Origin of the sequence: Lentzea sp. NPDC006480, from assembly GCF_040611995.1 — a bacterium.
Classification (GTDB): Bacteria; Actinomycetota; Actinomycetes; order Mycobacteriales; family Pseudonocardiaceae; genus Lentzea.
On sequence record NZ_JBEXPJ010000010.1, the window covers coordinates 1 to 11,307 of the forward strand.

General features: G+C 67.8%; 8 protein-coding genes and 1 pseudogene. 4 read left to right on the forward strand and 5 right to left on the reverse strand.

All coding sequences use genetic code 11. From position 1 onward, the window contains the following. The 3 genes from ABZX92_RS06335 to ABZX92_RS06345 form a co-directional block, all read right to left on the reverse strand. Window positions 1–1,101, reverse strand: a 1,101-nt coding sequence (locus tag ABZX92_RS06335) for a serine hydrolase domain-containing protein (protein WP_355554676.1), incomplete at its 3' end; no start/stop codon positions are given. A gap of 81 nt (window positions 1,102–1,182) precedes the next feature. Further along, window positions 1,183–2,361 (reverse strand): serine hydrolase domain-containing protein, encoded by a 1,179-nt coding sequence (locus tag ABZX92_RS06340; RefSeq protein WP_355554678.1) that lies wholly within the window; start codon window positions 2,359–2,361, stop codon window positions 1,183–1,185. A 16-nt stretch (window positions 2,362–2,377) separates the two neighbouring features. Further along, on the reverse strand, window positions 2,378–3,655 hold the full coding sequence (locus tag ABZX92_RS06345) for a M14 family zinc carboxypeptidase (RefSeq protein WP_355554680.1): 1,278 nt from the start codon (window positions 3,653–3,655) through the stop codon (window positions 2,378–2,380). Between the two features lie 361 nt (window positions 3,656–4,016). On the opposite strand from ABZX92_RS06345, the gene ABZX92_RS06350 reads away from it, so the two are divergent. Further along, a complete protein-coding gene (locus tag ABZX92_RS06350) occupies window positions 4,017–4,781 on the forward strand; it encodes an alpha/beta hydrolase (protein WP_355554681.1) in 765 nt (254 codons plus the stop codon). 55 nt (window positions 4,782–4,836) lie between these two features. Here ABZX92_RS06350 and ABZX92_RS06355 read toward each other — a convergent pair whose 3' ends face one another. Further along, window positions 4,837–6,999: an ATP-dependent RecD-like DNA helicase gene (locus ABZX92_RS06355; RefSeq protein WP_355554682.1), complete on the reverse strand. Its 2,163-nt coding sequence runs from the start codon at window positions 6,997–6,999 to the stop codon at window positions 4,837–4,839. Between the two features lie 107 nt (window positions 7,000–7,106). Continuing rightward, window positions 7,107–7,325: pseudogene (locus tag ABZX92_RS06360) on the reverse strand (carboxyl transferase domain-containing protein); the annotation flags it as partial. Between the two features lie 220 nt (window positions 7,326–7,545). Between ABZX92_RS06360 and ABZX92_RS06365 the strand changes: the two are divergent. The 3 genes from ABZX92_RS06365 (at window position 7,546) to ABZX92_RS06375 (ending at window position 11,237) form a co-directional block, all read left to right on the forward strand. Further along, window positions 7,546–8,220, forward strand: a complete 675-nt coding sequence (locus ABZX92_RS06365; protein WP_355554684.1) for a response regulator transcription factor — start codon at window positions 7,546–7,548, stop codon at window positions 8,218–8,220. Next, entirely contained in the window at window positions 8,217–9,215 is a 999-nt protein-coding gene (locus ABZX92_RS06370) for a HAMP domain-containing sensor histidine kinase (protein ID WP_355554685.1), read from the forward strand. Before ABZX92_RS06365 ends, ABZX92_RS06370 begins: the two co-directional genes overlap by 4 nt. 72 nt (window positions 9,216–9,287) lie before the next feature. Beyond that, window positions 9,288–11,237, forward strand: a complete 1,950-nt coding sequence (locus ABZX92_RS06375) for a DUF4153 domain-containing protein (RefSeq protein ID WP_355554687.1) — start codon at window positions 9,288–9,290, stop codon at window positions 11,235–11,237. The last annotated feature ends 70 nt before the right edge of the window (window positions 11,238–11,307 follow it).

Sequence of the window (11,307 nt, forward strand, 5' to 3'; positions counted from 1 at the left end):
GATGAACGTGTGCACGCGCCCGAGCCGTTCGATCGCCTCAAGAGCGTCCTTCTCCTTGCCGGCGACCGGTGCGCTGGTGGCGTTGAGCTCCAGGCGCTTCTTGCTGTCCGGCGTGGACAGCAGCTGCGACGAGTAACCCGGGATGCCGCCGCCGTGGCCCCACACCTTCGTGCCACAGGGCAGGGTCTCGACCTCCAGGCCGAGGCCGTAGCCGGGGCTGACCGCGGTGGTCTTGCTGATCTCCTGCTGCTGCGCGGGCTTGAGCAGCTTGCCGCCGGCCAGCGCGGTGATGAACGTGTCGAGGTCGCGGGTCGTCGAGATGATCTCACCGGCGGACCAGGCGACTGACGGGTTCATCCGGGTGATCTCGGACGGCTTGCCCGCCACGGTCCAGTACGCGCGGGCGTGCGGGCCGTAGATGTTCGCGTTGTCGCCGGGCACCTCGGTGTCCTTGAGGTGCAACGGCTTCAGGATCCGCTGCTCGACCGCCTTCTCGTACGGCTTGCCGGTCAGCTTCTCCACCAGCAGGCCCGCGACGATGTAGTTCGTGTTGGAGTAGCTCCACTTCGTGCCGGGCTCGAAGTCGAGCGGCTTGCTCGTGGAGATGGCGAGCATCTCGGCGGGTTCCCAGTGCTTGTAGCGGATCTTCTCGAACTCGTCCGGGTTGAGCGGCAGTGCGTTGGTGTAGTTGTAGAGGCCGCTGGTGTGCTGCAGGACCTGGCGGACGGTGATGCGGCTGTCGATCAGGCCGGGCAGGTAGCGAACCACCGGCGCGTCCAGGTCGACCTTGCCCTCGCCCACGAGCTGGAGCAGCACGGTCGACACGAACGTCTTGGTGATGCTGCCGACGCGGAACCGGCCGTTCTCAGGTACGGGCTGGTTGCCGTTCAGGTCTGCCTTGCCGGAACGGGCGGTGAAGCGCTGCCGTCCGTCGGTCACTCTGGCCTGCACGCCAAGGCCTCCCCCGCCCTGCGTGATCTGGTCCAGAGCCTGCTGGACGACCTTGCGGTCAACGCTCTGCTCGTCGGCGAGAGCGGTGCCCGCGGTGGTCAGCGCCAGCAGGCTCGCTGCGGTAACGGTGGCTACCAATCGAATCCCCATGCTTCCCACCCTTTCGAGGAACGGGACCCGCCGCATCAGCCTTGAGTCTTACCTTGGCCCTAGGGGTTTCCCTGAGGCCGGTCAGCAGAAGACGGCGTTCAACGCGAGGCGTTTTCGAGCATCCGGCGTGCTCAGCACCAGTGACGCGAAGCCGGGCAGGCGGCGGTCTACCAGCTCGTCCAGGCCGGAGGCGTTCCGCTCAGCAGAACACCTCGTTGAGGATCCCGTAGTAGCCCGGAGTCCGGCGGTGGCGGACAGTTCCGCGTGCCGCTGGAGATCCGGGCTGAAGAAGGCGTAGCTGCCGTAGCCCGGCACGCTGCCCGTGTGGCCGAGGACCGTGGTGCCGCAGGGCGTCTGCTGGACGAACAGGCCGAGTCCGTACTGCGGGCTGGCCGGCGTGGTCTTCGTCAGCTCGGCCTGTTGGGCGGGCTTCAGGAGCTTGCCGCCGATCAGCGCGGTGTAGAAGGTGTCGAGGTCGCGAGTGGTCGTGACGACGTCGCCCACCGCCCAGAAGACCGACGGGTTGAAGCGGGTGGTGTCGGTCGCCTTGCCGTTCACCAGGCCGTACGAGTGCGCGTGCGGGCCGTGGATGTCCGGGTCGTCGCCGGGGAACGTGGTGTCGCTGAGGTGCAACGGCCTGAGGACGCGTTGCTGGACCGTGCGGTCGTAGGGCTGATGCGTGATCTTCTCGATGAGCTGACCGAGGATGACGAACCCGGTGTTGTTGTACTCCCACTTGGTGCCCGGCTCGAACTGGAGCGGCCTGCTCGTCGAGATCGCGATGATCTCCTCCGGCGTCCAGTGCTTGAAGCGGATCGGCTCGAAGTCCTGCGGGCTGAAGCCGATGGCGTTGGTGTAGTTGAAGAGGCCGCTGGTGTGCTGCAGCAGCTGACGGACGGTGATGCGCGGGTCGACCAGACCGGGCAGGTAGCGGTCGACCGGCTCGTCCAGCCCGACCTCGCCCTCACCGGCGAGCTGGAGCACGACGGTCGAGGTGAAGGACTTGGTGATGCTGCCCGCGCGGAACCGGCCGTTGAGCGGTACCGGGCGCTCACTCCCGAGCTCAGCGGTGCCGGCGCGGGCGGTGAAGCTGTGCCGGCCTTCCGTGACGCGCAGCTGCACGCCTTGAGCCGCGGTGCCGGCGATCTGGTCCAGGCTCTGCTGGATGACCTTGCGGTCGATCTGCTGGTCGTCGGCGACCGCGGTGCCGGTGAAGAGCAGGCTCGTCGCCGCGAGCGTGGCGAGTAATCGAATCCCCATGGCACCCAAGATGCCGTCAGTAGGGCTTGTGCGCCGCTTTCATGGCCGAAACGAGCATCGAACGCACTTTCGGCCAATGCGTGTCCTTCTGACACGAGTACGGCGGCAGGAAGCCTCCACAGGTGCCGGACGAAGCGCCGATCTCCCACACGAAGCTCGGCACGCCCAGGTCCTCGTACACCCAGTCGTCCGTGGCACCGGAGGCGTTGTAGAGCACCTCACCCGGCTGCCCTGCGGTGAAGCCCGACAGCGACGCCATGTCCTGGGCCATCTTGCGCAGCGCGGCGTCGTTGCCGGTCTTCTCCGTGCTCCAGCCCCACGGGAACAGCACGTAGTTGCCGTAGCTGTGCATGGAGACCACGGCGCCGGTGGTGTCCGCAGCAGCCGCCGCGGTGTCGCCCGGCGCGCGGGTGTCGCGGTAGAGCTTGCGCCACAACGACTCCAGCGCCTGCGTCTCCACCTCGGAGTCGGCGCGCGGGCCTCGGTAGATGTCGCTGCACTTGTTCGCCGACGTGCCGACCTCGCCCCAGTGCGAGCCGGCGTTGCGGTTCAGGTCGACGCCGCGCGGGCCGGACGAGCAGTCGCCGTGCGCGTTCTTGCGGTGCAGGACGGGCGAGTCGCCGCCGGACTCGACGATCTCGACGCCGTCCGGGTTCGCGATCGGCACGACCCAGACCTCAAGATCGCCGAGCATCGCGGTGAGGTCGGAGCCGACCAGGTCGTCGATGAAGCGCCACGCCATGTCGCCGGTGGTGATTTCCCGCGCGTGGAGTTGGCCCATCACGAACAGGCGCGGTTTCGGCGCAGCAGGCGTCAATGCGCAGTCACCAGGGTTTTTTCGGGTGATGCAGATGGCTTTCAGGTCATGTCCGCCGGAACCCTGGGTCTTTCGCCAGGAGTCGCCGTAGTCCACCACCGTCGCGAGATCGGGATGCGCTTGTGCGACCTCGTCGAGGTGGGCGATATGAGCGGTGACCGTTCGGTAGCCGCCGTAGTAAGTCGCATCTCCGAGAGAGCGCGGCGCCCATTGAGATGGCGGCATCGCCGTCTCGACAGAGGGCCGGAAACCATCCGATCGGAGCTCGTCGGCGGTGTGCGCGTCGCCGACGACGAACAGGTCCGCACCGTCGCGCTGCTCCAGCACGTCGTAGCCGCGGCCGAGCAGACGTTGGGCCTCCGCACCGAGAGGAGCGGGCACCCGCAGCACGAACGTCGCTTGTGGACCTTCCGCCGGTGCCGGTGCTGGGCTGAGCAGAAGGCCGAGACAGGCGAGCAGGGCCAGAGCGGTGCGCATGATCGACGATGATGGGCTGTCCGGGTGAGACACGCCAGCTCGTTCGACCGACCGGATGATTACCGTCCGGTGCTTGGGATCGGGAAACGGTCCACTTGGTGCGCTGTGACGAAAGTCAATAGGATTTGTCCCAGCATCGCAGCGGTTATTGTGCTGGCAGGCCGAAACCGACTCGACAAGCGAGGTCCGCGGAAACCCCCTTGAGAAGTCGACAGGAGTTCACAGCCATGGATCATCTCTACAACGACGGTGTCGCTGAGATCTCCTACGACTTTCCCTGGCGGGGTTCTCTCGCGGACGACGACGAGGGGTTGGAGCCGACCATCGTCCGCAGCATGGACTGACCTATCGGGGGTTCCGCATGTCCGGCCTGTCCACCGTCGTCAAGGGCACCGGCCCTGCCCTGCTCCTCGTGCACGGCGCTGGTGGCAGCGTCCAGGCCAACTACGGCCCGATCATCGGGACCCTCACCCAGTACTTCACCGTCATCGCACCGGATCTGCCGGGCTCCGGCGGCTCACCGAAGGCCGGTGGGCCGCTCGACCTGGAGAAGCTCGCCGACGACCTCGTGGACGTCGCGGTGCAGGCCGGGCACGAGTCGTTCTTCGTGTGCGGCTACTCGATGGGCTGCGCGGTCGCGGTCACGGCGGCCGTGCGGCATCCGGAGCGGGTGCGGGGGCTGGTGCTGAGCACGCCGTTCACCAAGATCGACGCGGCGACGAAAGCCAAGATCGACGAGTGGAAGTCGTTGCTGGACGGGTCACGCGCGGTGCTGTCGCGGTTCATCCTGTCGGTGATGTGCAGCCGTGAGTACCTGGCCCGGCTCACGCCCGCGCAGGCCGAGGGGTTCGCCGAGCTGATCGGGGCGAGCGTGCCGACCGGGTCGCCCGCGCACGTGGATCTCATTCTCAAGATCGACCTCAGCGAGCTGCTGCCGCGGGTGTCGCAGCCGACGCTGGTGATCGGCGCGTCCGGCGACCAACTGCTGTCGCGCAACCTCGGCAAGGAGGTCTCGGACCTGATCCCGGGTTCGAAGTACACCGACATCGCCAGCGGCCACGCCATCGCCCTGGAGTCCGCGATGCCGTGGGCACGCCTCATCACCGACTACCTCACGTCGATTTAACAGTACGCGGGGAGCTTTCGTACTCTCCTGGAGGACGGGAGGGCCCCGCGTACCGTCAGGAACAGCGGAGGCGGTAGGCCAGTGCGGTGTGGCGTCGGCCGGCGCCCACCGTGCGGACGGCCTGGCCGATGGCCTTCTTGCTGCCGACGAGAACGACGAGCTTCTTCGCGCGGGTGACGGCGGTGTAGAGCAGGTTGCGTTGCAGCATCATCCACGCGCTGGTCGTGATCGGGATGACCACGCACGGGTACTCGCTGCCCTGCGAGCGGTGGATCGTCATGGCGTACGCGTGGCTGAGCTCGTCCAGTTCGGAGAACTCGTAGTCGACCTCTTCGTCCTCGTCGGTGCGGATGGTCAGCTTCTGCTCGACCGGGTCCAGCGCGATGACGTTGCCCAGAGTGCCGTTGAAGACGCCGTTGCGGCCCTTGTCGTAGTTGTTGCGGATCTGGGTGACCTTGTCGCCGACCTTGAACACCCTGCCGCCGAACCGCTTCTCGGGCAGGTTGTCACGTGAAGGCGTCAAAGCCTCCTGCAGCACGGTGTTGAGGGCGCCCGCGCCTGCCGGGCCGCGGTGCATCGGAGCGAGGACCTGGATGTCCTTGCGCGGGTCGAGCCGGAACTTGCGCGGGATGCGGTTCGCGACGACGTCGACGGTCATCGTCGCGGCTTCCTCGGCCTCGTCGGTGCTGAAGAGGAAGAAGTCCGGAAGTCCTTGCACCTGCGGGTAGTCGCCGCTGTTGATGCGGTGGGCGTTCGTGACGACGCCGGACTCCTGGGCCTGGCGGAAGATGTGCGTCAGCCGGACGTTCGGGATCGGGCTGCCTTGGGCCAGCACGTCTCTGAGCACCTCGCCCGCGCCGACGGACGGCAGCTGGTCGACGTCGCCGACGAGCAGCAGGTGGGCGCCGGGTGGGACGGCCTTCACGAGTTTGTTGGCCAGCAACAGGTCCAGCATCGAGGCCTCGTCGACCACCACCAGGTCGGCGTCCAGCGGGTGGTCGCGGTCGTAGGCCGCGTCGCCGCCCGGTCTGAGTTCCAGCAGGCGGTGCACCGTGCGGGCCTCGTGGCCGGTCAGCTCGGTGAGGCGCTTGGCGGCACGTCCGGTGGGCGCGGCCAGGACGATCTTGGCTTTCTTGGCCTGGGCCAGGCGGACGATCGAGCGGACGGTGAAGCTCTTGCCGCAGCCCGGTCCGCCGGTGAGCACCGCGACCTTCTCGGTGAGCGCGAGTTTGACCGCCGCCGCCTGGTGTTCTTCGAGGTCGGTGCCGAGCCAGGCGAAAGCCTTGTCCCAGTTGACGTCCGCGAAGCCGGGCAGGCGGTCGTCGTCGGCGTGCAGCAGGCGTTTGAGCTGCGCTGCCATCGAGATCTCCGCGCGGTGGAACGGGATCAGGTAGACGGCGACCTCGTCGTCCGGGAACTCCTCGCGGACCACGCCCTCTTCCTCGACGAGCTCGGCCAGGCAGTCGATGACCAGGCCCGCGTCGACCTGGAGGATCTTGATGGCGTCCGCGATGAGGGACTGCTCCGGCAGGTAGCAGTTGCCGTTGGTGGTGGCCTCGGACAGCGTGAACTGCAGGCCCGCCTTGACGCGTTGCGGGCTGTCGTGCGGAATGCCGACGGCTTTCGCGATGACGTCGGCGGTCCGGAAGCCGATGCCCCACACGTCGTTCGCCAGCCGGTAGGGCTCTTCCTTGACGACCTCGATGGCCTTGTCCGCGTACTGCTTGTAGATCCGGACGGCCAACGACGTGGACACGCCGACGCCCTGCAGGAAGATCATGACTTCCTTGATGGCCTTCTGCTCTTCCCAGGCCGCCGCGATGGCCTTGGTGCGCTTCGGGCCGAGCTTCGGGACCTCGATGAGGCGCTCCGGCTCGTGCTCGATCACGTCGAGGGCGTTGACGCCGAAGTGCGTGACGATCTTGTCCGCGAGCACCGGGCCGATGCCCTTGATCAGGCCGGAACCGAGGTAGCGGCGGATGCCCTGGATCGTCGCGGGCAGGATCGTCGTGTAGTCGTCGACGTGGAACTGCTTGCCGTACTGCGGGTGTGAGCCCCAGTGGCCGCGCATCCTGATCGACTCGCCGGGCTGGGCGCCGAGCAGCGCGCCGACGACCGTGACCAGGTCGCCCCGGCCGGTGTCGACCTTCGCGACGGTGTAGCCGTTGTCCTCGTTGGCGTACGTGATCCTCTCCAGGACCGCTTCGAGGACGTTCATGGACCGAACTTACAGAACGCCTCCACCAGGGCGCGGCGGGCGTCGCGCGGGTCGTGGAAGGAAGCGCAGGTCGTCTCGGCGATCATCGTGACGTGCTCTGGGCCCGCGACCAGGGTGATCCTGGGGACGATGCTTTCCGCGAACGCGTGCAGCAGCGCGCCGCCGTGCACTTCCCCGCCGGGTTGCGGTGCGCCGGCGATGGCGATGAGCGGGATGCCGAACGCGTCGCACATGCGCACGAACCGCGCGCCCTGCTCCGCGGCGGTGGCGTCGAGCGGGCCGGACTCCTCCACCACGCCGACCGTACGGCCGCCGAGCCTGCCCAGGCTCGCCCTGAGGGAGTGGCCGTCGCCGAGCAGCAGCGGGTCGGCGTCGAGGAGCTGCGAGGTGAGCCCGTCCATGTTCGGAGCCTAATTAAATGGTTCGCTTTGTTAACAGTGCGCGCGTTCCCGGTTTCGGTAACTGAGCGGTAACTGATGGATCTCTGCACACGATCTTCACAACTTGTCCCGGCGTCCTCCACTTCCTGCCCATAAAGTCGCCGTCATGACAGGTCAGCGCCGGGTGCTCGTCGTGGAGGACGACATCACGATCGCCGAGTCCGTGGCCGCGCGGCTGCGGGCCGAGGGGTTCGTGGTGTCGGTGGCTCACGACGGGCCGTCCGGGGTTTCGCTCGCGGCTTCCTTCGTGCCTGACCTGGTGGTTCTGGACGTGATGCTGCCGGGGTTCGACGGGCTCGAGGTGTGCCGGCGGATCCAGGCTTTGCGGTCGGTGCCGGTGCTGATGCTGACCGCGCGGGGAGACGAGACAGATCTGCTGGTCGGGCTCGCCGTGGGGGCGGACGACTACCTGACGAAGCCGTTCTCGATGCGGGAGCTGGCGGCACGGGTGCACGTGCTGCTGCGTCGAGTCTCGCGGGCGGTGGCTTCTACGTCGCTGGAACTCGGGGATCTGGTGATCGACCTGGCGGCGCGGCGGGTGTCGCGGTCGGGCGTCGAGGCTCATCTGACGCCCACCGAGTACGACCTGCTGGTGTTCCTGGCTGAGCGTCCTTCCGCCGTGCAGGCTCGGGAGCGGCTGCTGGCGGAGGCGTGCGGGTGGCACGAGGGGGCTTCGTCGCGGACGGTCGACAGCCACGTGAAGGCGCTGCGGCGCAAGCTCGGGTCCGACCTGATCCGGACCGTGCACGGGGTGGGGTACGCGCTGGAGGTGCCCCGATGAACCGGGTTCTGAGCTTGCTGGACAAGCTGCCGCGGCCGTTGGACTCGGTGCGGTCGATCAAGCTCAAGCTCGGGATCGTCATCGTGGTGTCGGGGTGCGTGTCGTTCGCCTACTTCCGGTACGTGACGGGGTGGTTGCCGCCGCGGACGACCCTGATCGCGCTGGTGTTGGGGTTGTTGACCTCGCAGTTGCTCGCGCACGGCATGACTTCGCCGTTGCGGGAGATGACGTCGGCGGCTCGTTCGATGGCTTCCGGGGACTACTCGCGGTCGGTGCGGGCGTCGTCTTCGGACGAGGTCGGGCAGCTGGCCGAGGCGTTCACGGTGATGGCCGCGGATCTCGCGGCCGCGGATCAGCAGCGGCGGGAGTTGATCGCGAACGTGTCGCACGAGCTGCGGACTCCGATTTCGGCTCTGCAGGCCGTGCTGGAGAACGTGGTGGACGGGGTGGCTGTCGCTGACGCGACGACCATGAAGACGGCACTGGCTCAGACCGAACGGCTCGGGCGGTTGGTGACCGAGCTGCTGGACCTGTCGAAGATCGACGCCGGGGTTCTTTCGTTGAACCGCGAGACGTTGTCGGTGTCGTCGCTGGTCGCTGATGTGGTGGCCGAGGCCGCGGTGGCCGCGCCTGCCGCGTCGTTCTCGATCGATGTTCCCGGGGACCTGTCGGTGCTGGCCGACGGGGAACGGCTGCACCAGGTGCTGGTGAACCTGGTGGACAACGCCGCCCGGCACGGACCCACCGGGGGGTTGGTGTCCGTGTCCGGGTATCTCGCCGGTTCTGGTGTGGTGCTGGAGGTTCGGGACGAAGGGCCGGGGATCGCCGCGGCGGACCGGTCGCGGATCTTCGAGAGGTTCACCCGAGGGGAGAGGGCGGGCGGTGGTGGGACCGGGCTCGGTCTCGCCATCGCCCGGTGGGTGGTGGACCTGCACGGCGGGACGATCGCCGTGGTGGATCCCGGGTCGTGCATCCGGGTGACCCTGCCTCGCTGACTTTCTGGTTCTTGCTCGCACCGCTGGGCGGTGTGACGGTGAAGCGCGCCCTTTTGGGCTTGGGAGAGAGACATGACTGACACGCCTGACTCCACTGAGTCGTCTGCTGGGTCGTCCGCTGGGTCGTCTGCTGGGCCGGCCCCGGACGAGGCGGCTGCTTCGCGGCGGCGGTATCGGAACTTCCGGAAGGTCGGGTATCGGCCGGTTGCGGGTGAACCGGCGGGCGCTGGGGGCTCGCCGGACCCCGATTTCGAGGACGCGGACGACCTGGAAGCCGACGCGCTGGCTGACGGCGCTGAAGAGGCCAAGGCCGCGGAGGGTTCGGAGGGCTCGGAGGGCTTCGCAGGCTCGAAGGGCGCTGACCAGGGCGAAGACGAGGCCGCTGAGGGCGCCGAGGCAGGCTCACGCGGGGGTACCCCCGAGCTGGGAACCCCTACATCTCAACGTACTCAGGGGGTCCGACAAGATCAGCCGGCGCGTGGGAGTGCTGCTCAGGTCGCGACGGCCACCCTGCCCCCGCCGTCGCCGTGGCAGGGGCCCGCTCGCTACCCCACCGCGGGCCCTGCGGTCGTGCCAGCGGCACCTGGCGTCGCCTTCATGCCCTGGTGGACCCCACCTGTCGACCCCGCACCCGCGAAGGTCATGGCGGTCGGCCTGGTCGCAGGCCTCGCGGGAGCGTTCCTCGCACCGGCCAACAACGGCATCGGCTGGTTCCTGGCCGGGCTGTTCGGCGTCGGCGCGGTCCTCTACTACGCGGGCAGGCCGAGCATCGAGCGCGCGCTCTGGCTGGCCGGTGCGCTCGCGTTCCTGGCGATGGGCTTCCTCCGCGCCGCCGAGTGGATCTTCCCGCTGTGCCTCATGGCGTCGTTCCTGTGCGGCTCGATCGCCATGGCGGGCGGGAAGACCGTGCGCGGGCTGATCTTCGGCGCGCTCGGGGTCGCGCTCGGTGGGCTGCGGTCGATTCCGTGGGTCGCGAAGGGGCTCAGCAGGCGCGGGCCGATCGGCATCAGGCCGTTCATCTCGGTCGGGGTGGCCCTGGTGTTGCTGCTGATCTTCGGGTCGTTGCTGGCAGGGGCGGACCAGGCGTTCGGGAAGTTCCTCGAAGGGCTGGTGCCGGACCTCGACATCGGCGTGTACGTGCGGATGGGCTTCTTCGGGGTCGTGGCGGCGCTCGGGGCCTTGGGGGCGTGCTACCTCGTGGCAGCGCCGCCGCGCATCAAGGAGGACGCGGAGGCCAAGCCGGGTACGTTGCGGGTCAAGGACTACGCGCTGCCGGTTGGTGTGCTTGTGCTGCTGTTCGCCGGGTTTGTCGGGACGCAGCTCGCGGTTCTGTTCGGTGGCGAGAAGTACGTGATGGAGACGGCGGGCGTGACGTTCGCCGAGTACGCGCGGTCCGGGTTCTGGCAGCTGCTGTGGGTCGCGATCCTGACGCTCGGGGTCATCGCCGGGGTGGGCCACTTCGCCGCGAAGAAGTCGAAGCAGGAGCAGTTGTGGCTGCGGGTGTTGCTCGGGTCGCTCGCCGTGCTGACGCTGGTGATCGTGTCCAGCGCGTTGAGCCGCATGTGGTTCTACCAGCAGGCGTACGGGTGGACCGTGCTGCGGCTTCTCGTTGCGTCGTGCGAGCTTTGGCTCGCGGTCGTGTACCTGATGGTGATCGCGGGCGGGATCTCGTTGCGCGCCAACTGGTTGCCCAAGGCGATCATCGGGACCGGGACGGCGTTTCTCCTTGCGGTGATGGTGATGAACCCCGAACGAGTGGTCGCCGACTACAACGTGTCGCGGTACGAGGCCACGCAGAAGATCGACACCGGCTACTTGGCGACGCTGTCGGAGGATGCGGTTCCCGCACTCGTCAGGTTGCCTGAGCCGCAACGGTTCTGCGCGCTGAAGTGGGCGCGGGACCGCAACGTGGAACAGGACTGGCGCGACTTCAACCTGGCGCGGCACAACGCAAAGAAGTCACTCGAAAGTGTTCCGGTGACTGAAGCCACCTGTGAGTCGGGTTACTGGGGCGACAGGTAGTGGGTTAACTCACGGTAAAGTGGCGGGTCCACAAGTTGCCGAGAGGGTGAGAAGTGACGCTGTCGTGACC